The sequence below is a fragment of the Acidovorax carolinensis genome (genome assembly GCF_002157145.1).
GTDB classification, from domain to species: domain Bacteria; phylum Pseudomonadota; class Gammaproteobacteria; order Burkholderiales; family Burkholderiaceae_C; genus Acidovorax; species Acidovorax carolinensis.
Map to the genome: position 1 here is coordinate 2,797,428 of NZ_CP021361.1, position 23,119 is coordinate 2,820,546.

General features: G+C 57.6%; 19 protein-coding genes and 4 pseudogenes. 3 read left to right on the forward strand and 20 right to left on the reverse strand.

Going from position 1 to position 23,119, the window contains the following annotated elements:
* Positions 1–60: 60 nt before the first annotated feature.
* On the forward strand, positions 61–1,386 hold the full coding sequence (locus CBP34_RS13085; RefSeq protein ID WP_094098289.1) for a tyrosine-type recombinase/integrase: 1,326 nt from the start codon (positions 61–63) through the stop codon (positions 1,384–1,386).
* A gap of 100 nt (positions 1,387–1,486) precedes the next feature.
* Here the strand turns inward: CBP34_RS13085 and CBP34_RS13090 are convergent, their stop codons facing one another.
* The 14 genes and pseudogenes from CBP34_RS13090 to CBP34_RS13155 form a co-directional block, all read right to left on the reverse strand.
* Positions 1,487–1,765 carry a hypothetical protein gene (locus CBP34_RS13090; RefSeq protein WP_157896471.1) on the reverse strand — a complete coding sequence of 93 codons (279 nt, stop codon included), beginning with the start codon at positions 1,763–1,765 and terminating at the stop codon, positions 1,487–1,489.
* A 188-nt stretch (positions 1,766–1,953) separates the two neighbouring features.
* Positions 1,954–2,205, reverse strand: a complete 252-nt coding sequence (locus CBP34_RS13095; protein WP_094098291.1) for a DUF2274 domain-containing protein — start codon at positions 2,203–2,205, stop codon at positions 1,954–1,956.
* Positions 2,202–3,473: a TraB/TrbI/VirB10 family type IV secretion system protein gene (locus CBP34_RS13100; protein ID WP_094098292.1), complete on the reverse strand. Its 1,272-nt coding sequence runs from the start codon at positions 3,471–3,473 to the stop codon at positions 2,202–2,204. The genes CBP34_RS13095 and CBP34_RS13100 overlap by 4 nt, the downstream gene beginning before the upstream one ends.
* A gap of 2 nt (positions 3,474–3,475) precedes the next feature.
* Positions 3,476–3,598 (reverse strand): annotated as a pseudogene (locus CBP34_RS20090) (P-type conjugative transfer protein TrbG); the annotation flags it as partial.
* 63 nt (positions 3,599–3,661) lie between these two features.
* Positions 3,662–4,804 (reverse strand): annotated as a pseudogene (locus CBP34_RS13105) (relaxase/mobilization nuclease domain-containing protein); the annotation flags it as partial.
* A gap of 448 nt (positions 4,805–5,252) precedes the next feature.
* Entirely contained in the window at positions 5,253–5,864 is a 612-nt protein-coding gene (locus CBP34_RS13115) for a S26 family signal peptidase (RefSeq protein WP_094098294.1), read from the reverse strand.
* The gene (locus CBP34_RS13120; RefSeq protein ID WP_094098295.1) at positions 5,861–6,406 is read right to left on the reverse strand and encodes a DUF2840 domain-containing protein; all 546 of its coding nucleotides are present in this window, start codon (positions 6,404–6,406) and stop codon (positions 5,861–5,863) included. Before CBP34_RS13120 ends, CBP34_RS13115 begins: the two co-directional genes overlap by 4 nt.
* Complete coding sequence (locus tag CBP34_RS20440; protein WP_418134673.1) at positions 6,403–6,627, reverse strand: chromosome partitioning protein ParB; 225 nt, start codon at positions 6,625–6,627, stop codon at positions 6,403–6,405. Before CBP34_RS20440 ends, CBP34_RS13120 begins: the two co-directional genes overlap by 4 nt.
* Positions 6,525–7,583 carry an EMC3/TMCO1 family protein gene (locus CBP34_RS13130; protein ID WP_418134674.1) on the reverse strand — a complete coding sequence of 353 codons (1,059 nt, stop codon included), beginning with the start codon at positions 7,581–7,583 and terminating at the stop codon, positions 6,525–6,527. The genes CBP34_RS20440 and CBP34_RS13130 overlap by 103 nt, the downstream gene beginning before the upstream one ends.
* 468 nt (positions 7,584–8,051) lie before the next feature.
* Positions 8,052–8,246, reverse strand: a pseudogene (locus CBP34_RS13135) (JAB domain-containing protein); the annotation flags it as partial.
* Positions 8,247–8,451: 205 nt separating this feature from the next.
* A pseudogene (gene tnpC, locus CBP34_RS13140) lies at positions 8,452–9,300 on the reverse strand (IS66 family transposase); the annotation flags it as partial.
* A 71-nt stretch (positions 9,301–9,371) separates the two neighbouring features.
* A complete protein-coding gene (tnpB, locus tag CBP34_RS13145; RefSeq protein WP_157896472.1) occupies positions 9,372–9,704 on the reverse strand; it encodes an IS66 family insertion sequence element accessory protein TnpB in 333 nt (110 codons plus the stop codon).
* A complete protein-coding gene (gene tnpA / locus CBP34_RS13150; protein WP_094098297.1) occupies positions 9,701–10,096 on the reverse strand; it encodes an IS66-like element accessory protein TnpA in 396 nt (131 codons plus the stop codon). Before tnpA ends, tnpB begins: the two co-directional genes overlap by 4 nt.
* A 294-nt stretch (positions 10,097–10,390) precedes the next feature.
* Positions 10,391–11,617 carry an IS256 family transposase gene (locus CBP34_RS13155; RefSeq protein WP_094099176.1) on the reverse strand — a complete coding sequence of 409 codons (1,227 nt, stop codon included), beginning with the start codon at positions 11,615–11,617 and terminating at the stop codon, positions 10,391–10,393.
* Positions 11,618–11,708: 91 nt separating this feature from the next.
* On the opposite strand from CBP34_RS13155, the gene CBP34_RS13160 reads away from it, so the two are divergent.
* Positions 11,709–12,086 (forward strand): hypothetical protein, encoded by a 378-nt coding sequence (locus CBP34_RS13160; RefSeq protein WP_094098298.1) that lies wholly within the window; start codon positions 11,709–11,711, stop codon positions 12,084–12,086.
* A gap of 91 nt (positions 12,087–12,177) precedes the next feature.
* Here CBP34_RS13160 and CBP34_RS13165 read toward each other — a convergent pair whose 3' ends face one another.
* Entirely contained in the window at positions 12,178–14,163 is a 1,986-nt protein-coding gene (locus tag CBP34_RS13165) for an AbiJ-related protein (RefSeq protein ID WP_094098299.1), read from the reverse strand.
* 241 nt (positions 14,164–14,404) lie between these two features.
* On the opposite strand from CBP34_RS13165, the gene CBP34_RS13175 reads away from it, so the two are divergent.
* Positions 14,405–15,603, forward strand: a protein-coding gene (locus CBP34_RS13175) for an IS3 family transposase (RefSeq protein WP_157896473.1) whose coding sequence is annotated in 2 segments (ribosomal slippage) — positions 14,405–14,672 and positions 14,672–15,603 — 1,200 coding nt in all. Because the reading frame shifts where the segments join, the coding sequence is not laid out codon by codon here.
* Between the two features lie 504 nt (positions 15,604–16,107).
* Here CBP34_RS13175 and CBP34_RS13180 read toward each other — a convergent pair.
* The 5 genes from CBP34_RS13180 to CBP34_RS13195 are packed head-to-tail and all read right to left on the reverse strand — an operon-like array spanning position 16,108 to position 23,060.
* Positions 16,108–17,055, reverse strand: a complete 948-nt coding sequence (locus tag CBP34_RS13180; RefSeq protein WP_157896474.1) for a hypothetical protein — start codon at positions 17,053–17,055, stop codon at positions 16,108–16,110.
* Between the two features lie 9 nt (positions 17,056–17,064).
* Positions 17,065–19,125 carry an ORC-CDC6 family AAA ATPase gene (locus tag CBP34_RS13185; RefSeq protein WP_157896475.1) on the reverse strand — a complete coding sequence of 687 codons (2,061 nt, stop codon included), beginning with the start codon at positions 19,123–19,125 and terminating at the stop codon, positions 17,065–17,067.
* Complete coding sequence (locus tag CBP34_RS19470; protein WP_418134725.1) at positions 19,122–20,108, reverse strand: phosphoribosyltransferase-like protein; 987 nt, start codon at positions 20,106–20,108, stop codon at positions 19,122–19,124. Before CBP34_RS19470 ends, CBP34_RS13185 begins: the two co-directional genes overlap by 4 nt.
* Positions 20,109–20,121: 13 nt before the next feature.
* Complete coding sequence (locus tag CBP34_RS13190) at positions 20,122–21,690, reverse strand: DNA methyltransferase (protein ID WP_094098302.1); 1,569 nt, start codon at positions 21,688–21,690, stop codon at positions 20,122–20,124.
* Positions 21,660–23,060: a Fic family protein gene (locus tag CBP34_RS13195; RefSeq protein WP_094098303.1), complete on the reverse strand. Its 1,401-nt coding sequence runs from the start codon at positions 23,058–23,060 to the stop codon at positions 21,660–21,662. The genes CBP34_RS13190 and CBP34_RS13195 overlap by 31 nt, the downstream gene beginning before the upstream one ends.
* Positions 23,061–23,119 lie beyond the last annotated feature (59 nt).

Sequence of the window (23,119 nt, forward strand, 5' to 3'; positions counted from 1 at the left end):
GGGTATCGGTGCGGCCATTCCAGTGCACACTATCAACGCGAATCGTCATGGAGGTGCCCCATGCTGTCCACTCTCAGGGTCAAATCCGCAAAGCCGGAAGCTCGCGCCTACAAGCTCGCTGACACCGGCGGACTCTACGTTCTTGTCCAGCCGAACGGCTCCAAGCTGTGGCGCTACAAGTTCCGTATCAACGGCATCGAAGGACTTCAGGCTCTGGGCTCATTCCCCGAAGTCAGCCTGGCAGTGGCGCGCGAACTGCACGCCGATGCCCGCAAGCTGGTAGCGCTGGGCATCAATCCAACCCAGGCCAAAAAAGACGAAAAAATCGTCCAGGTTCAAGAGCAATTAAACCGAGACAAAGGCGCATTCGCCAACGTTGTGGAAGATTGGAATGCGGCCACGGCTGCGGACCTGCGGCCCACCACGGTAAGGCAGCGCAAACGGGAAATCGACAACGATCTACTCCCCAAACTCAAAGATCGCCCTATCGCAGGCATCGCCCGGCTTGAACTCACTGCGCTGCTCAAAGACGTTGAGAAACGCGCCCCCGAAACCGCGCGCAATCTGCGCAACCACCTTTGGGGCATGTTCGAGTATGCGATCGACTCCGGGCTCATTGAAAACAATCCTGTACCACCCGTGCGCATCATGAAGAAGCGCAACCAGAAAAACCACCCTGCCCTGTCCGAAAAACAGGTGGGCCGCTTCATACGAACCCTAGATGCGGCAACTCGGATCAACGAGGAAACGCGCATCGCCATGCAGTTGGTATTACTGACCGCATGTCGCAAGGCGGAAATCATTGAGGGCCGGTGGAATGAAATTGATCTTGAAAGCGCCCAGTGGGAGATTCCGGAGTCGCGAATGAAAGCAAGGCGCGCACACTGGGTGCCGCTGTCCTCGCAGGCCATCGCGCTGCTAACCCGCCTGCGCGCCCTCGTACCGCCCGACAGAGAACATTTGTTCCCCAACCGGATAGACCCGCGGCGACCGATGGCCAACCGCAGCTTGAACGCTCTGATGGAGCGACTGGGCTTCAGCGGTGAAGGTACACCGCACGGCATGCGCTCATCGTTCAGCACTTACTTCAACAGCATCCATGGAAACATCGATGTGATCGAACACTGCCTGGCGCACGTGCCGGCAAATGCAGTGCGCGCTGCATACAACCGCCATGCATATCAGGATGAACGGCGCGTGATGCTCCAGCAATGGGCGGATTGCCTGGACCGCCTACGCGAGGATGGCTCCGCCTCCGAAGATGAGTCTATTGCTTCTGCCATGAAAGCCAAAAAGGCTCCCATGACAACGGCAAAAACCGATACCCGAGCGCGCAACGCTTCGATCGAGCGCAAACCCGTCGCCGAGCTTGAACCTGCTGGTTAAGGCGATGCATGGAGACGCATTTTTTCTCGATGATCGGATGAAATTCATCCTCTGCTTCTTCAGGGAAACGCTCAAACCCTTCGAGGAAACGATTGCACGATCAGCCAGCGAGCCGAAATGCTGCAGCCATCCGCTCCTGCTCTCGAACACGAATTTTCAGGCTGTCGGCGATCTTCGGCCACTGCGTCACCACGACCTGGCTGCGTGCGACGATCTCGTCGGCCAGCTTCTTAGAGACCCGAAAGTACGGTGCCACCGAACGCGTTAGATCGAGGCCCATCGTGTTGTCGGCCTCGCTGACGTTGAGCTTCAAACCTTCCGACTCGGGAACGGGATTCATGTCGCAGGCATCGGACAGGCGCCAGCCCTTGCCGGGCACGAAGATGATCGAGAGGCACCTGGCTCACGTTCTGGTATGCAAGAGGGGGCAAAACGCCGGAAACGTTCAACGTCCTTCGACAGAAGGGATATAGCACCCCTCCGCAAGGGTGCGCCGCCCAAAAGCAAACGCGCAGTCGGAGACTGCGCGTTTGATGGCTTCATCTTGTGCAAGATATGGACAGCGCTTCAGGCTGGAGGCGACTTCTGCGCTGCAGGTTTGGGTGACACCCCTTTCTTGAATCCCCGATCCCCCGCCATGAATGCTTCCAGCATGTGCGGGATCAGCATCGCGACATCCACCATCTCGCCATAGGCCTGCGCATGCAGCGCCGCATAGCGGTCGAGGTCGGCCTTCAGGCCGACCGAGCACACAAAGGTCAATTTCGTGCTTTCCGTCTTGGGCAGCGGGCCAAGCCGCAATTTTCGGGTCGTGCTCATCGGGCACCTCCGCGCTGGTAGAACAAGGGCTGGTAAGGACGAAGCTGTAAATCGCGATTCACAATAATCCGCACCGGCAACCCCGGTCGCGCCGTCAGCGTCGGCTGGATGTTCATGTTGCGCCGGGTCATCTCCTGGCCCACCTGGTTTACGCTGTCCTGCAAGCCGTCGCGCCCGGCGATGATGATGCGGTTGCCGTCCTGCCGGTTTTCCGGCGCGGCCAGCTCGGCCCCCACGCCCAGCAGCGTGGTCAACGCCGCGCCGGCCAGGATGCGGCTCCAGTGCCGGTCAACCTCGTCCTCCACGCCGGCATAGCCCGCCGGATCAGTGCCCACAAGATTATCCAGCGTCAGCGAGGACGTATCCGGCAGGATGATCCGGTTCCATATCATCTGTACACGACTCTGGCCGTAACTCACCTGGCTGTTGTAGCGCCCCAGAATGCGCGATCCCTGCGGGATCAGCAGGAACTTGCCGGTGGCCGTGTCGTAGACCGGCTCCGTCACGGTGGCGATCACATCGCCCGGAAGATCGGACTTGATGCCCGTCACCAGCGCCGCAGGAATCACCGTCCCGGCCATGACCTGGTACGGCGAGGCCGGCATCTGCAGATTGCCTGAATTGCGCGTTTCCGTAGAACCGGCTTTCAGGAACGATTCCTTCTGATCTTGCCGGTTCTGGGTGGCAGTCGGGTCGGCCGGCTGTGCCGCGGTCGAGGCCGGGCCAGCAGCCAGCGGGTCAAAGGCAGCCAAGGCGTTGGCCATGCCGGGCGCACCGGGCGTTGCCTGCATGGCCGCGCCAGCGGTCTGCCCTGGCTTGCCCGAGCGGAAGAATACCGACGAAGCCGCCGCCGCATCGGCTTCCTTGCGCAAGGCATCTGCGGGATCATGGCCCGGCGGCGCATAAGTGGGCGTCACCGGCTGCTGCGACTTCACGATGGCAGGGCCAAGATCACCCGGCAATGGCGGCCCCAGCTCGGGCACCTTCGGCGGCAGCTTCGAGTAGTCGGCCGGCAACCCATCCAGCCCTTCTGACTTCGAGACGCGGTCCACGTTGTATAGCTCGGTCTGCTCGCCCGCGCCGCGCCGGTGCGGCTGCAATGACCAGATCGTGGCCCCGAGTACGGCGACCGAAAGGCCGCCGGTGAGGATGGCCAGCGTGCGCCGGTTCAGGCGCGTGACCGGGCGCGGCTGGGCGCGCAGCGCCACCGGCTCGGGCGCCACCTTGCCCGCTTGCGGTGCAAGGTCGGGAGAATCGTCCTGGTTCATGGTCAGTTCCTCCGCGTGCCATCCGTGCGTTCGATCCGCACCACGTCGCCTTTGTCACCTCCAAGGCGCAGTTCGGCCGCGCCGAACAGGCGATCCACGATGTAGTACGGCGAGCGGAAACGGTATCGGTGAACACCGGTATGCCGGCATCCGCCAATTGCTGGCGACATTGCGAGGCGCCGGTGTCAATGGCGACGAACATCCACACCGTCGATGACCAGGTAGCCCCGGTCGCGCAGCTCGTCCGTCAACCCTTTCGCGGCCACACGGCCAATGACAGTGCGCCCATCGTCACCCGGTTCGAACACCGCCAGCTCGCGCGGCTGGCCGCCCATGGCTCGCTGCATCGTGCGGATGATGTCGCCACGCTCGCCCAGGGCGCGCAAGGTCTTCTCGGCATCGGCATGGACGGCCCAAGTTCCAGGTTTCACCTCGTCGGCCAGTCCCAGGTGCTGCAAGCGTTGCAGCCGGCCGATCAACAGCAGTCGCTGGCGTTGCAGCCGGGGTTCGTTTAGGCGTTCGACATGCACCAGGCCATCGTCGCCAAGTTCGCGCTTGAGCGTGCGATCCAGGCTCGTCAAGCGCTCCTGCGCCACCTCGCGCTGCAAGGTCTGCTGTATCTCCAGCTCAGTGCGCGGCCCCAGCCATTCGGTCGCCAGCTCGGCCGCGCGGTGCCGGAAGCCGTGGGCGATGTAGTCACCCGCGATAATGAGGTCTTTGCCGGCGTCGTCGCGCCCGCGCACGATCAGGTGGGTGTGCGGGTTGTCGGTGTTCCAGTGATCGACCGCCACCCAGTCCAAACGCGTGCCCAGGTCTGCTTCCATGCGGCCCATCAGGTGGCGTGTGTAGCTGCGCAGGTCGTCGAGCTCGGCCCCGTCCTCGGGTGAAATGATGAAGCGAAAATGGTGCCGGTCATCCTGGCAGCGTTCCTTGAAGGCATCCAGGTCGGCTTCGTCGGTCTGCGGCCCATAGGCCCGGCCCGGCTCGCCATCACGGCCCGCGCCATCGCGCTCGATGTAGCGCAGATGCTTGGCGAGCGATTGCGGGCTGGCCCGCTGCTGATTGACCAGCAGGGTCTTGATGGTGACGCGGCGCGAGAACGGCGTCAGCTTCGCACCCGCGAAGCGTGCCGCCGTGTGGCCGCGTCCCAGGCGCGAGCCGGGCCGCTGGCCGGTGCCGGCGTCCTTGCCATTGCCACCAGGGCAGCGCATTGAGGACTTGCCGCCGCTGGTCTTACCGACCTGCTTGAGCACCTTGGAGACAAAGCCCTGGCCCCGGTTCTTCGGGGCGCTGGGGCGGACGCGGAAGTCGTCATCGCGGCGGTTGCTCATCGCTGTCTCCCTGGTAAATCGTGGCGTGTCCGGTCGTGCGAAGCACGCGGACATGCCTGTATCGGCGCGGGCCTCGCGCCCCAAGCGGCACGGCGGCGAAGCCGCGCCGTGCCGCGCCACCCCCACGTGCAGACTGACTTTGCGGGCGGCCAGGTGCCGCCCCCTTTTGTCTTGCCTTCCGCCTTTGCCCCTCGCTGTCGCTCCGGGCATCGGCGGCCCGGTAGCGCTGCGCTGCTTGCAGCCAGCCCGCCGGCGAACGCGGCCACGGCCACAGGCCAGGTGCGTTCGAGGCAAGACGCCTGCACGATGGACGGCGGCGCCGGAGACAGCGCGAAGTGCAATGCGAACGCATCTGCATTGCACGCGCAACGACACGGCAGCAGCCACTGGAATGGCACGCCCGGTGGCACGATGCAATGCACGCCTGCGTGCAGCAAATCGGCGGCCATCATGGGCGTGTCTCCAGCCAGACCGGGTGCGCAACGCCGATCACGGCGGACGCGCTGACCGGGCCGAAGTAGCGGCTGTCGAATGAGGCCGGGTTGGTCGCGCTGAGCAGGAACAGTTCGCCAGGCCGAAGCCGTCTGCATTGCGGCCAAGATGGCAGCGGCCGGCCCAACCGGTCAGCAGCCAGGGTGGCGGCCACCGGCACGCCGTCGATCCAGACCAGTGCATCGACGATGCAGACGTGTTGCGGCGCGACCGCGCCCACACGTTTGAGCAGCGGAACGCGCGTTGGCAGGTAGCTGCGCTGCGCTGCCAGTGCAGCGGCCTCGGCCGGCAGCGGAACCAGCACGATGCTGCCCACGGACAAGGGACGTGGCAGCGAACCGGCGCGATGGTCGAGCAGATCGATGCGATACCAACCGACCGCCACGCTGTCGGACGGGTTGTAGATCAGGCGCGGCAGCGGCGATGTAAAGGACGCCCAGGCCAGCGCAGCGAGGCCGCAGGCGGACAGTGCAGCCAGCACAATGCGAGCGCGCCAACGGGAACGGGGATGCGAGCGAGGATGCGGCGCCGTACTGGCGGCGCTGGCAGACGTGGGAATGGTCGTCATGGCAGCGCCTTCCCGGTCAGCCAGGCAGAGTGCCGCTCGGCGGTGTATTCCGGCAGCGGCAAGCGTGCCGCGAGCCGGTTGCCCAGCGTGCGCCAGTACGCGGGCGACGCGGCGGCGGGCGCAATACCCAGCGCCTCGATGGCGTCGATGCGCTCCAACACGGCGCGCACTTGGTTCTCACCCTCGGCGTGCAGCAGCAGGTGTGCGCCCGGCTGCACGCCCGGGATGCGCTGCGCCGCATCCAACGGCGTGCAAGCCTGCATCACCATGAGCTGCCAGCGGATCGTGCCGTAGTCGTTGGACTGCCAGCGGATGCGGCAGAACATGGCATTCGGCAGGAACATTGCCACGCTGCGCCAGCGGTCGAGCCGCAGCGTGCGCGCCGGCTCGCCAAAGCGCAGGTAGAGCTTGAAGCGCGGTTCAAGGAAGGCCAGAGAAACGCGCGTCAGCGGCGTTGCAGCAGGCCGGTCCGTGAGCGCAGCAAGTGACGGCGACGGCACCGCCGTGACGGCGGTAGCAACAGGCAAAGCGGATTCGTTCATGGCTTCTCCTCCGGGAACTCGCGCTCCAGCAGTGCGCGCAAGAGGTCGGCCACCGTCACGCCCTGCGTGAAGGCCGAGACCTTGATGCGCGCGCGCATGGCAGGCGTGATGTCGAGGGTCACCATGCGGCCATGTCCAGTCCCACGGCCTGCGCCAATTCCGCGCCCGGTTGCTGCGTTGTGACGCGGGGCGTCACAACGTCCACCGTGGAAGCCACGCACACGGCCAACAGTTCGATCAGTTCGCCTTGCTCCATCGCCAGCAGCGCGGCAAACAGTGCGGCACTGTCCTTGGGCAGCTTGCAACCCCATGTCTGCTGCAATTCGCGCAGCGCCACGGCGGCGGGCGATTCCGGCCAGTCCGGGGCCATGCCTTCCAGCCGGTCTTGCACCGTCAGGCGAACGCCCAGCGGCAGGTCGTGCCCGTAATGGTGTTCCTGCAAGACGGTTTGCACCATGCCATGCACCAGCGCGGCCAGCGCCACTTGCGGATGCCGGGCGACTTCAATTTGCAGCGCGGCGGTGCGGTGGGCGCTCAGGCGCTGCGCCAGCCTGTCGGAGATAGCGGCCTTGGGGGCTTCGTCGCTCTCGCCTGTGTCGTCGTTCCCGGCTTCCTCGCCACCGAAACCCTGCCGCTTTTCCAGCGTGCGCAGCGCTTTGGCCTCGGCTTCGCGCAGCAGCCCGCGATGAATCACGGCCTGCCCGTTGCGGTCGATGGTGACGATGGCCCCGGCTGCGGCCTTCACGCTCGGGCTGTAGCCCTGCAAGCCCTCCTCCAACGCCTGCAATTGCTCACCCAGGGCTTCGTCTTCGTCCTGCAAGGTTTCTGCCTTGTCCTCGTCGTCGGCTTCCATCGCCGCATCGAGGGCTTCGGCTACCTCCCGCATCTTGGCTTGCAGCTTCTCAATGCGCAGGGCATCGCGCTTGCCCGGCGTACGCCGCTCCCTCGGGGCGCGTTGGAAAGCCTGCAAATCGGCATAGGTGGCGGCGGGCGCAGCATCCACCCACGCCCAACCCTCGGCGCCTACTTCGGCGGCGATGCCCGCCAGCTTGTCTTGCGCCAGTCGTTCCAGCAAGGCCGCATCGTTGAGGTACACGCCCTCATCGCCTTCTGCGAACAGGTCACGGCGAACACCGCCGCCCGCCTGCTCGTAGGCATCCAGCCCGACGAAGCGCACCAGCGGATGCCGGCAGGCGTCGATTTCCCGTTCGGTCAGGCGCTCGCGCAGGTTGTGCGGGCTGCGCTGCCACGTTGGCGCATCGTAGAACGCAGCCTCCTGCGCGGCGTGGTCGTCGGTGATGGCAGCCGGAGGCGAGGACTCGGCCCTGCGCGCCTTGACGGCCAGGCACCGCGGGCTACGGTCGCGGGAGAAAGCGATGGACTTGGGGAAAGACGAACAGCGGCCGATGAGCCAGGGGATGCGCTGAAACCAACGCCGCGCGGCGAGCGCCCCCGCGTGCCGAAGGCACGCCTAGCTGGATGGCTGTTGGCCGATCAGGCAAGGCCTATTCGGCTGCATTGCAGGGGCGCCAAACGCAGTGCGGCGGGGATAGGCTGAAAAGTCGATCCCCTGGAGTCAGGACACGCGCGCAGCGCGCACGATGAATGAGAAGAAAAAAACAAAGAGGGCCGAAGCCCTCGATGCCTACATCAACCCTTGTTCGGCCATCGACAGCGTTGCATTGCCCGCCACGATGATGTGGTCCAGCACGCGCACGTCGACCAGCGCGAGCGCCTCCCGCAAGCGCTTCGTAAGCGCTTCGTCGGCACGACTCGGCGTTGTATTTCCACTGGGGTGCCTATCGTGCGGTGGCCGCATAAGACACTCTCGTCGGACAACCGGCTTACGTAGGCCAAGGGGGTGGTAATGATGAGCGTCAATGTGGAGTCGTTGAAACGAGACGACAACTACTGCGTCGATCTGGGCCAGTCCGTGTGGTTGATGGACAACCACAAATGGGCGCTCTATGTCTGTAAGCACGCGGCGATCCCAGGTTGACCTTTGCTGGTCTCGCCGTTATTGATCAGGCGCTCACAGCTTGCCAGCGATGCGGCAGCAATTCCTCGATTCGGCTGGCCTTGTGCGTGGGCAGTCGTGTCAGCACATCCTGGAGATAGGCGCGATGCGTTGTACCTTTGCCAGGCTTGAGCATTTGCACCGGCGTCTCGTCGGCATGCAGCACGCGGTGGCTGAGTATTTCAGCCTTCAGCGCATCGACCAGTGGCTGCAGTCGCACGCCGCAGGTGCCGACCCACTACGCCAGGGTGGAGCGAGGAATGGCCAGACCAGCGCGAGCAAAGATGGCTTCCTGACGGTACAGCGGCAGGTGGTCGGCGTACTTGGCCACCAGCACCTGGGCCAGCAGGCCTGTGGTGGGGATGCCCTTGTCGATCACATGCGCTTCGACCGGTGTCTGGGTGAGGGTCTCGCACTTCGCGCAGGCCCATTTGCCACGCACGTGGCGCTCCACGGTGAACACGCCGGGCACATAGTCCAGCTTCTCGGCCACGTCTTCACCGATGCGTTGCATCCGGCAGCCACAGGCGCAGGTGGTTGACTCGGGCTCGTGGCGGATCTCGCGCCGCGGCAGATTGGCTGGCAGGGGCTGGCGTTTGGGCTGCTGCTTGGCCTCGGGGGCCGCTGCTGGCGGCTGCAGGTGCTCGATCTCGACAGCGACCGCCGCCAGGTCGGCCTCGATCTCGTCTTCGAGCAGGCTGCGCTGCTCGGGGTTGAAGCGCTCGGACTGGGCCGCGAACTTCATGCGCTTGAGCAGCGCGTTCTCATGGGTGAGCTTGGCGTTGAGCGCCTGGCTGTGGCGCAGCTCGGTGAGCAGGCGCGTGGTCATCTCGCGCAGCTGCTCGGCGCTCAGATCATCCAGGGATTGCGGCTGCATCAACATGGCAGGCAGTGTGCCAAGGAAGGCCCTGCGCTGTCATGCGCAGATCCACGGATTGCGCGCCGGCTTTAGACCATGGTGATGATGCCGGCGTCTCCCATTCGTTGCCATGGCAGTCCTAGCACCAGGGCGTCGAGTTGGGAGCGCTCCAGCTGCCAATGGACATCCACCGGCGCAGGCCAGGCGAACTTGCCCTGGTGCAAGCGCCGAGCCGCCAGCCAGATGCCGATGCCGTCGTGCACCAGCACCTTCATGCGGTTGGCGCGCTTGTTGGCGAACAGATAGGCGTGGTGGGGATGGGCAGCACCGAACACAGTGACCACCCGGGCCAGCGCCGTGTCGGTGCCGGCGCGCATGTCCAGCGGAGCAGTGGCCAGCCAGGCGGCGTCGATGCGGATCATCGCAGCCACTCGCGCAGCCAGGCGGCACACGACGGGGCGTCTTCCAGTGGCCAGTTCACCGTGATCGTGCTGCTATTGCGACGGACCTCTACACGGATGTCGCGTGGTAAGCCCGCATGCTCGGACGCGGGTGCAGATTGTGGCTGGGCAGCGCGTGTCAAGGGTAAGGCGACGAATTCGTTGCCAACCGCTGGCTTGCACTGGGCAAACTGCTCACGCAGCCAGCGATGAACAATGTTGGCATTGATGCCGTGCGCCAGGGCTACGCCGGCGACAGATGCGCCGCTGACTTGGCATTGCGCCACGACCTGGGTTTTGAGTTCTGGGTTGTAGTAACGCCGCTTGGGGCGTTGGGCGATCGCCTCGTTCGCCATGGTGTGCATGATTTCCATCGTGCACACGATGCCCGCTCAGTGAGGCTATCTCAAGATGGGATTGCCGGACGCATACCTATGTCTGGGAGATTTTTCGTCAGCAGGCAAGCGGCGGCCGCTTCACACTCGCACATGCCGACTACCACTGGGACGGTGGCTATGATTTTCACTGCGATGCGGAGCGGGAGCAGGAGTTGCTTGCAGCGGACCTGCAACGCCTGCGTGCATTCATTGAGGAGGAAGAGTGGATCAGGTACGATTCATTCATCGCGCCTGGGGCGTGTCCGAATTTTTGTGTAAACGGGTCGGACTTCAGTTGATGGAGATGCGGTCTCCGAACTGAATGGTAAATCGGGTCAGCGCGGCCTTCCAGTCGCGAATCGGCATGGTCCACTTCTGGCTGATGTTGCGCAGGGCCAGGTAGAACAGCTTGGTCAGCGCCTCATCGCTGGGGAACGAGCCCCGGTTCTTGCTCAGCTTCCTCAGGCCCATGTTCACCGATTCGATGGCGTTGGTGGTGTAGATGACCTTCCTGATTTCCGGTGGATAGTCAAAGAACGGGGTCAAGCGGCTCCAGTTCCTGCGCCAGGACTGGCCAATGGGCAGGTACTCGGCGCCCCACTTGCTCTCGAACTCGCCCAGGCGCAGTTCAGCCTCCTCGGCGGTGGCCGATTGGTAGATGCGCCTCAGGTCGGCCGCTACCTCTTTCCTGCGTTTCCACGACACGTAGTTCAGGCTGTGGCGCACCATGTGCACGATGCAAAGCTGGACCACCGCCTTGGGGAATACGGCCTCGATGGCGTCAGGAAAGCCCTTGAGCCCATCGACGCAGGCGATGAAGATGTCCTGCACGCCCCGGTTGCGCAACTCGGTCACGACCTGCAGCCAGAACTTGGCCCCTTCGGTCAGTGCAAGCCACAGGCCCAGCACCTCCTTCTCGCCGCCCATGGTGATGCCGATGGCCAGATACACCGCCTTGACCCGCACGGCCCCTTCGCGCACTTTCACGTGGATGCAGTCCATGTAGACAATGGGATAGATGGCGTCCAACGGACGGGCTTGCCAGGCCTTGACCTCCTCGCTGACGGCATCCGTCACCGATGAAATCAGGCTGGGCGAGACCTCTGTGCTGTACATCTCTTCAAGGTGGCTCTGAATCTCGCGCACTGTCATGCCGCGTGCATACAGCGAGATGATCTTGTCGTCGAAGCCGGCCCAGCGGGTCTGGTGCTTGGGGATGAGCTGGGGCTCGAAGCTGCCATGGCGGTCGCGGGGTACCTCAATGGGCAGTTGGCCAAACTCGCCCTTGAGGGTCTTCCTGCTCTTGCCGTTGCGGGTGTTGCCACTGGCGTTGGCCACCGTTTCATGCCGGTCGTGGCCCAGGTGTTCGGTCAGTTCGGCGTCCAGGGCCTTCTCGACCAACAGCTTGGTGAGCTGCTTGAGCAGGCCGTTCTCGCCGATGAGGTCTTCAGGCTTCTTGTAGTTGGCCAGCAGGCTGGTCAGTAGTTCTTCGGGGACTTCGTGTTTCTTGGGTGCCATGGTGTTTGCGGACATGCGGGATTGCTCACGCGTGGAATTGTCCGTTTACACAAAATTCTGCACACCCTCAGCGCCTGCCGTGGCACGGGGCATGTTCGATGCATTGCACTTCTACTGCCTGCAGGGTGACGAATGGGATGTCGCCATCGACGAGAACCTCAGAGCAGCCACAGGAACGGCACAGGTCATCCATAAGACGCCTGAGTCCTTCGCTTCGCTGCAGGCCGAATCCCCACTGATCTTTGATCTCTGTCTTGACCTCTTCAACCGGTCGGATCAATTCCAGGAAGGCGACCTCTGGGCGGATAAAGAAGTGCTGGGATTTCTGGACACGATCCGGCCACTCATCATGAGGGCTTCTCTCGTGACCATTTCCTTGTCATTCGATTGCTCCGGCACGGTGGAGGACACACGATATCTTGCATCTTTGGTTCTACCCAGGATACAAGCGTGGCGAATGGCGGCTTGACCACCTGGGCCTCTCGCAGCCGGCACTGAAACCCGTACCTGCACGGCTCGAACCAGCGCAGCCAATTTGACCCGCAAGCATCCCGCACTACCTAGATAAATTTTCGGGCGCTTTGCTCGCTCACCTCAAATTCTTGCAAGAAATCTGCAAGGTGTTCTGCATTCACGATGAAGACGGTACTCTCCCGACTTCCACCTACAGCATCATTCTGATAATCAAGCAGATCCGCAGGCATGAATGCGTCCAGGAGTTGCTTGCGAAAGCGCAGGAACGGAACCACTGTGAAGCTTGCGCCATCCAAAGTTCCTTCCGTCAGCGAGATACTGGCTGGCTCGAACTGGGCCACTAACAACGGTGCCGTGGTCACGATCACATTGAAGTACAGCCGAAATGGTCTTGACGACGGAGGTACATGAAGAGCTTTCTCCTGCAACGCGAGCGCTTCCGTCGATGCAACCACCTCACTGGCGACGCGCTCTAGCATCGGCCTGCGGCCGTTGGCATCTTGGCCCCGAATCACGCAAAACGACGCTTCCGGAGTTTGCGGGTCAACAGTGAAGTCTTCCCATCCAAAAAACTTAAACGATTCTTCTCGGTAATGCGAAACCCAACCCTTGCAATGCGCACGAGAGCGAGCAGTACCAGTGCTCGAGAGAAACAACCAATCGGCATCGCGAACGCGCTTGCACTCCACGACCATGACTGCCGTATCGTACTGATTCTGTAAAACGAGATCGATAAATCCTGCCTGCGTGTCATCCTGGCTTCGCCAGGCGTGTTCCGCGTACCCTTGCAAACGCAGTCGTCTGTCTTCCTCGACCATCCTGGCGTACTGAGCGGGTGAGGCCCTGCCACCCTCAGCGTAGTGCTGCAGGCCATCGACCTCGATCACGATACGAACATGGCCATCAAGCAGCATCAAAAAGTCCATGCGCTGCCGCACCAGCACTCTGTCCTTGCCCAACTGCACGCGTTCGGCTTGGGTGAAAGGGTCGTAGTGGAGATAGACCTGTGGAATCAAGGCGGGCAGGCGATCCCCCAACTTCGGACCAAACACTTCGTGGTACGTACGAAAAATCGCGTACTCGCCCGGTGAATGTGAGAGCTCTACCGACCGCTTGAGACGCTCACCCAGGGATTGGCGTGCGGATTTCAGTTCCGCCAGCCCCTGGCGCTCTTGCCACCATTGGGCCATGTCCAGCCACGCCAAGCCACTCGTTGGCAACGGACGGTCGAACACCAGGCACATGTCGGCGTGCTTGGTGATCTCGATATCGTTGCTGACAGCATCGCGCAGCACCAACTCTGGCTTCGGACCGACCGACGCGAAGATCAAATTCTTCACCGTGCCAGCCACACCGGCCCCGATGCGTTGGACGGCGTAAATCGGGTGCATGGATTGCGCACCGATTACCACGGCCCGAAAACCATCGGGTCGCAGTACGGCATTCAGCTGGGTTGCGAGATCGACTTGTTCTTCGCCACGCCGCACAACCGGATGAAGCAACTTCTCCAGCAGCGCAAAAAAACTGGTCTGACTGCACGTCAAAGCCCCACATCGAATCAGGATTTCCTCGGTCGAATAATCCGGATTGCGTATGTAGTGCTGGGCGATGTCCTTGGCAAGGGAGGGCAGGAAATTCAGATCGTTGTCGATACCGTCATACGATAGATGTTCGGATGAGAAGATGTTGAGCCCCTCGAAGAGGTCAACGTCATTGAAAAGAGTTTCGCAACGATTCAAGACTTTCAGTATGTCCCTGCGCGTAATCTCGGTGATGCGATGCGCCGCATGCACCGTGAGCTCGCTAACGACCTCAGCCAAATTGGGGATGTCGAACTCCTCCAGGACGGCTGCTGCAATCCGCAAAAGCGCAGGTTGATCCAGTTGCACAAGCCGGTTCTTGACGTAAACCCTGCGACTTCGGAAAGCTTCGTCAGCATCACTTGGTTCAACACTCTCCTGAATACCCGCCCGCATGCAGATCGCTGGTACGTTGTAGGCCTTCACGTTCGCGGCGATCCCCTCCGCAATCCGGTCCCTTAGGGTGTCGTTAGCAACTTTCGATGTTCGCACGTAAGTGGGCTCCTTCAGCCTTGATTCGATTCGAACGGATTAAAAACGTCGACGTCGAAATGTACGAAGGCGCCGACGTTGCGAGTCGCAACAACGAGTTGATGCTGCTTTGCAGTCGCCGCGATAATCGCGTCTTCATACAAGGTGTCAGAGCGCCCATGCATGAGACGCGCCCAGTGAGGTTGCCCCTGAAAAGTGGAGTTCTTAACCCTTGTTGAAAATACCGACAAGGAGTTCAGAGATGAGTGACAAGCATGTGCGTGCGCAGTACACGCGAGAGTTCAAGCAGGAGGCCGTTCGGCAGGTCCGCTCGGGTCAGGCGATTGCGGTGGTGGCCAAGGTACTGGGCATCCCCAAAGCGAGCCTGGGCAACTGGGTGCGGCTGTCAGCCAAGGGAGAATTGGACGGTGCGGGCGGTGGTGACAAGGGCATCCAAGTCTCGCCCGAGCAGATGGAGATAGCCCGGTTGCGTGCAGAGAATGCTCGCCTTCGCATGGAGCGCGACATCGCAAAAAAAGCCGCGGCGTACTTCGCGCAGGACACGCTGCGAGGTACGCCTGGATTCACCAAATGAGAAAGCTGTACCCGGTGAGTGTGTCCTGCGGGGTGTTGGAGGTCAGCGCGAGCGGGTACTTCAACTGGCTGCGCCGGCGTGAGTCTGGCCACGGTGGACCTGCCCGGCGTCACAGCGACGAAGCCCTGCTGGCGTACATGCGCGCCATCCACGCCGAGGTGAAGGGGGAATACGGCTGGCCACGCATGCACAAGGAACTGCTGGCCCGGGGCATCCGAGTGGGCAAAGACCGGGTGCGCAAGCTCATGCAGCAGCACGGCATCAGGGCCAAGATCAAACGCAAGTTCGTGGTGACCACCGATAGCCGCCACAGCCTGCCGGTGGCGCCCGACTTGGTACAGCGGCGCTTCACCCCCGAGGCGCCCAACCAGCTCTGGAGTGGCGACATCACCTACATCCAAACCGACGAGGGCTGGCTGTACCTGGCTGCGGTCATCGACCTGTTCAACCGTCAGGTGGTGGGCTGGAGCCTGCAGCCGCACATGCAGGCCAGCCTGGTCAAGGACGCGCTGGCCATGGCGTGGTGGCGCCGTAGGCCGCCTTCTGGGCTGATATTCCACAGCGACCGGGGCAGCCAGTATTGCAGCCATGAGTTCCAGGATGCCTTGAAGGGCTGGGGCATGCGTTCATCGATGAGCAGAAAGGGTAACTGTTGGGACAACGCACCGACCGAGAGCTTCTGGGGCCGGCTGAAAACAGCCAGCGTACATGGGTGCAAATTTGCTACCCGTGAGCAGGCCAGGCAGGCGGTGATGGACTGGATGGCCTTCTACAATCACCGAAGGCTGCATTCGTCGCTGGGCTACCTCAGCCCGATGCAGTACGAGCAGAGCTGGTACGAGGCACAGCGTAAAAAGGCCGCGTGAACCGTGGGTTAAGAGCTACACGAAACAGGGGCAAGGTCATTAATTCAAAAGGAAAGTTCCTGCACTCCTTCCGGCGCTGCTCAGACCTCAACCACATCCATTCGCAGCAGTTCGGCGCCTGCAATCTGTTGTGCAAAAGCCTCAGCTAGCAAAATAAGTCCCCTCCGGGGTCCCCTGAGGATTGGAATCTTCGGAGATCGAGTGCTGGAGCGGGTTTCAACGGATTTTGCGTTCCCGGCCCCGGCATCGACATCAGGCCATCAACGATTTCACCGCTGAAAGGCTGCGCTCGTTCTACATGTCCCGGACATCTGGCAGCATCCGTCACAACAGGTGGCATGACGCTCGGGCGGTCCAGATAGCCGTTCATACCCGGCCACTTTGTGGCAAGGCCCTCGACTGTCCGGTCTTGAGATGGACCCTCTGGTGTCTCGGATGCCGCGATGACATCAACGTTGGCCGTGGTGTCGCGGTAGACGATAAGAGCGACGAACCTCGCATCATTTACAGGTTAATTTCGTATTGCCATGTTCGACCTACCCCCTTGCTTGTTTCTTTGTCATAGAAACGGGCGAACGGAAAAATAATGCTTGAAGGTGTACCGATCAACTCCGCCAGATAGAACAATGCAAAACCCAATGCCTGAGGCTTCGTTGCCAATGGGCATAGATATGTGTTCGTAATTGTGCCTCGACTAAGAATTTCTTTGTACTTATCACTAAGTTCAGAAGCGACAACAAACGGATCATTTGCCGGCGCAAAAAATACGCGATCATCCATATTTGGATCAAAAGTCGAGTCTGTCTTATCTAATCGGAGAATGCTCTCCTGATACATGTCTGCACTAAGAGAAGGCAGACTCAACAATTGAATTAATTTAGCGCCATCTTTATCATTCACGACACGAGAAATAAGTGCATGATCGTAGCCAACACCCATAATTAAAATGTCGTTACCCATCTCATCATCGTGCATGCCCTCAAAGCCAATCACCTGCCGCACCGACTCTATCTCTTCGTTAGAAAATTTAGTGTTTTCTTTTCTGGCATAGTGCGCAGGCTCTGTGTAAATCATGTCAAATGATTTTACGCCGTGATCAAAAAGATAGCGCACTAGGTAGAGGATATGTGGTCGCATCAAACCCGTGATGTCAATGCAGAGCTTGCCCTTGCATAGTGCCGCCACGCCAATTGCCTCTGCAAAGGCGAGCACCACGTCAGCTTCACTGCTTCCAGGCATAAAAGTAATAACATTCTGTATGCCTGAAGGCTGATCAGACGGATAGTTGTACTCCGGCAGCACTATCCAATATTTTTTCTTTGCGCTGATTTGCTCAAAAACTTTTCGCACTCGATCACTGTCGTTGTATGCCGAAATAAAAATGTCCCATACGACTGCTTGCTGAGGCAATTGCAACGCGACTTTTCGATTAATTAGATAGTGAAGGTTCAAGATGTACGCTCAGAATAGTTTTTCTTGTTGATCATCTGCCTTGCTTTGCTTTCGATAAGGCTGCTGCATCCCCTTCAGACGGTTCTTTACCAGTTGATCAAGGTCATCGCGACTGTACGAAGTCGGATCAAACATTGCATTGAACAACTCCTCGGTAAGAGCAATCGCCCCTCGTCGATGCTCAGAGACCTCCCACCGAGGAGCCAACATTGGACTGAGTTGGTACTTGTCAGCGACAGCGTTGACATCATTCCGATCGCTACCTCCGCCCTGGATCCGAACTAAATAAGACCAGTTCTCAGCGTGGTTAAGCACCTCGCGTGCCATCGCCGTACCAGTCGTAGTCGCAATCGTAAATGTGCCAAGGTCACATTCAGCTGGTTTAAGGCTGAAACGTACGCCACTGAAAAACTCCCCCAGAGCCTGCACCGCACGACGGGCTTCCGGCCCATGGCTGTCAGGCTGCGCATCGTCCCAGAACCATGCAGCCGCATCGCGAATACCATCAACTTGGGATGCAATGCTGATCTTGTTGTTTTCCTGGAATGGCCGCTCACCGGCAAAGTGAGAGCGCCGATAAATTTGCTTAAGCAGACCTAACAAATTTCTCGGAATTCCTTGCGAAAGATGAATAAGCGTGTCAAGCCCTGCATAAACCACGCGATGCTTGTCACAGTCTCGATAAAGCTGAGCTAGGAAATCAGATTTGAAATGATCAAATGCCTCGAAGTAGCTCTTCGCCGTCTTCTTCCCACCCACCAGAAAATTTGCCGCGTCTATGCCTATTTTTTTTGCTTCTTCAAGCAAAACCGTACTGGTGCCCCATGCTTTATAAAGCAAATAAACATTTACCTTCTCAAGTAGAGGATATTCACGCATGCGTATGGAGCTGATGATTTTGTCGGCAGCCAATTGCGCAGATGCCTCGTCACTACACCCAGACCATTCTGCTATGTGCGATCTTAATGTTCTAAAATATGGTCGCTCGTCATGGCGATCATCATATTTCCTCACCAGATCCATAGTCACGGCAGAGTAGTGGTTTGAGGTATCTAGCGCTTCAAAAAACTTAGCAACCGGGTAGTCTTTCTCCGCAGTGCCCGGAATGAACTCACCTTGCTGCAAACGCTTAACAATCAGCTGACTCGCCAACGTGTGATACCCAGCGGAATGATCGCGCAACCATTCATCTAATTTTACCTTTTCGTATTCTGCACCTTCACGTATTTCCTCCGCGGCGCCATCTAGCGTCTTGTTTGTTCGGATGCCATATAGCCGAGCACCAATTTTTATGGAAACAGGTCCGCGGCGGTACCGAATTAGAGAATTCAAAAATCTCTGCTGTGTCGAAGTAAAATTTTCGATCTCATCTATCATGTAGATGAACAAGACATCCGCAAAAATGGTGGTATGTTGCACCACCAGTTCTGGAAGGCCGAACACCAACTCACCTGGTGAGACACAAATCTCTATTTCATTAATGTTGTTTCGACCAGTCGCAACATTACTAACCACATGATCGATCTTCTTTCTAAGTCCGGCCAAATGATCGACAAGAAGTTGAATGGAAACGATTGACTCTGGCAGCAGTTGATTAAAAAGATTATTGACGGCATTGACGAAACTAGCTTCATCAAATTCACTCGTAGAATCACGCAAACATTCTTGAAGATTTTTCAAAAAATGTGTCGCAAGCCAAAGCTCAAAATAGTAGCTAAAGATTGCTGCCCATTTGTCTTCTGTCTCCCCTTTTCCATCAAAACGGCCAACATTCAAACCGTCCGCTCGAACATATAATCCAAGATAATTATCACTTGCAACCGCATTTAGAAGATTCCCGTCAAAGGCAATTTTTCGAACGGTGGAAGAGTAATACCTCATCAAGTGCGTTTTACCGCTCCCCTTGCCACCAAGAAGTAGCATCGGCATGCGTAACGTGGGCTTAAATAGATCTTCCAACCTGCCTTCGCCAGCAACAAGATCGACCCAATACTGATTGATCTGCTCATCAGAAAAGTCACTCGCTTTGACAAGGTCAAACGGATTGGACTGACTTCTGCTTGCGCTCATAAACTTCCCCCGCTGATTTTTGGATATCTTTTAAATATCGGATTCCAAGCATTCCCCTGGTGGCTCATATGATCGTGCCACATGATCGGCAACGTGTTGTCGGGCGTATTGTGATGAAATCCCATCAGCATTTGGCTGTCGTTGTAACCACATGCATGAGCCGAAGCATAACCAAGTATCTCCCCATACTCCTTGGCAATACGGCATGCCATCACTGGATCGATAGCTGGGTAGTCCGCAGTTTTGAAGTATCTTGAACCAACAGAAGCACACCGATAACTGGCATCAAGCTCATAAACGGCCGAGCAGTTCTCTTTGAATAATGTTTCACTCCGTATATTATCTAATCCATCCACCGTCGCGAATAAACTATGGTAAGCGACCTTTGCATCAGGATTGAGTTGAAGCAGGTCATAGATCACCTCTTTGGAATAGGAGACCGCGGTGTCACCTGAGCCGCAGATATCGTCAAGAAAAATATAGCGTTTGATATTCGGATTTCTCAACGTTCGCGCGCCTGGCTGCCCATTCGTATTTTCTCGATTAAATATTTGTACGGCATCCATAAAATTATCTTTACTTAAACCGTTCTCTTGGCGAAAGTAGTAAAGCAGATGCACGCCACTTTCCGAGGGATTTCCTACGCCAAAGAACCGCGTACTCGCAACCTCTGCATTAATAGCAGCCATCAACTCCTGTTCACTTGCATTTGCTGGCAGCGATGCGCGGACTTCCTGAATCATTGGGCAAAAAAATAGATCTCTATAGAGTGACTTCAGCAGTACTCGAATTTCTCGCCCACCAAAATACATGAATTGAGAGAGCCAGAATAGTGCATGCAATCTTTCGGTTTCTATATCGGTCACTTTTCCAGTAAAATTCCCCAGCCACTCATCAATTTTGGCACGAGGAACGCGGCCTTCCCACAATCTATCGTTGAGCACCATGATGCGCTCAACGAGTTTTTCACGTGTTTCTATCATTTGCAAGCCTGGCTTAAGAAGACTCCGCTGCATCGCAGCTGGAAATAAAATTAATTGATTCTTTTTTTTCCAGCAAAAGCACCCACTCTCGAGTGATGACGCTTGCAGTTTTATTCCTCTTCGTCATCAACCCTCTCGATTTAATTTCATCAATGAGCCGGAGTTTAGCCGTCAACCCATGACGCTCGCATAGCGTTAGCAAATATTCAGATGATTTGAATGGGATTCCGCAAACCTCGTTATTTCCGATAACAAGCACTAGATGACCGCCGGGCTTGAGTACCCGAACCATTTCTGCAATCGCAGTGTTCATTTCATTCAGATAGGTCGCAATTATCACGCTACGCAATGGGTTAATTGCGTACACCCGCTTAATGAGTCGGTCCGCATTCGGAATGCCCGTCATGGGGCATTCCGCGCACAGCGCTTTCGGATAATGTTCGCGCCCAATGGATGAATTTTCGAGACCTTTCAGACCACCTGCTTCAGCGAGGCCTAACCAACCAATATTGAGACTTGAAGCACGTATGTATTTCTGGGCTCCAGCATAAGGCGGAGACGTGATAATTAAAGAAACAGTCCCCCGCCGAAGCTTCCTATTTTTCGGCTGCAAAGTGCTCGTCGGCTGCTGGAGTGATCTAGCATCACTCCCTGCGCATAACGCAAGGTTATCAATTGTGCTGCCGGCAAGGTAAGCCACAAAATTTTGCATGCGACGAATATTACTTTGCACCTGGTCATCAAAAACGCCCCACACATTTTGTGGTTTACCCCCCTCCTCCTTATCTCCATCTTTTAAGCGGACTGGTACGGAAAGTCGAGGATCTGCCCGACTTACCTTTCTGCACGCTCCTGAAAATGACACCAAAAGGAAGTCGCGAATAGGTCCGGCTGTCTCACGATCAATCGCATTTTTAATGCGCCCCAAGGCTTCGATTGCTTCCGTCGAATACCAATAGTCAATATTCACCACCGAAGGCGACAACAGATTTGACGATTTGCTATGCAAATAACGACGAGTGATGCGCTCATGGGCATGACGTAAATCTTCTGGATCGATAGGCACCGTTTTAACAGCGGCGATCAATCTTGCAAGTGGATTAACATCTGCGAAAATTGCTTTTCGCCCTGCTAAAATTGCCTCAAGAGCAACCGTACCAGATCCGCCAAATGGATCAAGAACAATGTCGCCTGGCTTGCTCAACTGTTGCGCTGCGAGAAAAAAATGTGCGATCTGAGGGAGCAGCTTGGCCGGGTAGGTGTGGACGTAGTGGGTCGCTCTTTCACCGACTTTCAGCCAATCGACCAATTTTCTGAAGGAGACATTTTGCGCACGACCAGCCTTACCATACCGCCCCATCATATTTTCGAGAACGAGTGTTGTGTCGCTCGGATACGCAACAGATTTTATGCGTTGGGATGATTTTTTCTTTATCGCCTTGTTGTTACATGCATCTTCCACTGAAGAAATTTCATTGGCCAAGTTCTGATTTCCAGAAAGCTCTGAACCTTCCTCTGTAGGTAGCAGAGGAGTAACGTATTCATTTTTTTTCATGTTGTCCCCGATCGTTTGAAACCCCATCTCTGGTATTCAGAAAGACGAAGCTGATATCGGGCAATGTTTCCTTCGTACAGGTTCTCCAAGTCTGATTGAACTGCTTCGACAAAAGCATATCGATCTTCTTCGTGAATTTTATTAAGAATAAAACCGTCGATTTCTTCTTGCGTACCACAAAGATTGCGGCGAATTATTTCTTGCATTGCCTGTATAATTAACGTTCGATATTTCAAGCGAAACGCATCTGGCTCCCCAATGGATTGTCGGATTGCCAAATAGCGTTGACACGAGCGCTCATAAGCCCAAATAAAAACGTCCCGCAATAGTTCTGTACGGTTTAGTTCGTAGATGCCAAGAGCCCCTTCGATATAAGCTCTATCGGGAACATCGACAAATGAAAGCGGGCACAAATTCTGACGAATAAGTGAGATATTCGCAGCCAAACGTGACACACGTTTATTGACATCTTCGAAAGGCTGCAGGTAAGGGAGATGAACCATTCCAAAGAATGCCTGCTCGAATGGATCCGTGATTTCCGATGCTTTGCCAAGTACCAGTTCAAAGCATTCCGCTATTTTCTGCGGCATAGAAAGAGGTAGAAAAACGGTGCCGCTGATCTCCACTTCACGTACTCGCAGCCGCCCACTTGCCATAGGGTCGGCCATAAGATTGTCCGAAAGAATCGCGTGCAAATTTAGTATCGTAAAGCGGTTAAATCCAACTTCGTCGGCGTTCGTGACAATCATTTCTATCGCCGCTTTATGATTCAAGATCATTTGCGTCTCTTGCGCATTCTTCCCTTCTGCAACTTGCCCGCGCTCGATCAAAAGTTGCGTATCCAGTCGGTTGTAGGTGTTGCCTTCAAGACGCGAAGAGGACCACGAGAGGTCAATGAGGAGCCGTCCCAATATGTCACGTGCATATGTTCCAGCTGGCCTGCCGTCCATAGAAGTACGCCCCAACTCATGAAGCCGAATCCGCTGACTTTCAGAAAGATAGTGGTCTACGTTGGGACGGTAGCGCTCTAAAAAACTTCGGTCATATCCGACGGGCTTACGGACAGTAAGTGGCTTGCGTATGGCATCTCTGACTTCAAGGCCCATAGCAGACAAGGGAACATAAGCTTCGATTTGACTACTAGGCGCAACAGTGGGAAGAATGGCCGGGGTGTCATATGGAGCCCGTTTGTAAACAATAGAGCGGCTTCCACCTTCTGAAACGATGCGCTTCCCAACCAGCAAACCGTCCAAGCGTCTCTGTAACGTCCGACGAGGCATGGGATGTCCCCGCGCCGTTAGGCTTGCCTCCAGCGCGCTCACCCCAACACCGCTCGGGCTCTCGCCAATGGTCCGTTCAATCAAGGTCAGCTCGTCCGAAATGGTTTCTTTTTGCATGTCTACACAATGAAGGCGGCACGAATGCCCTATTCGCGCCACTATAGCAAGACAAAGTG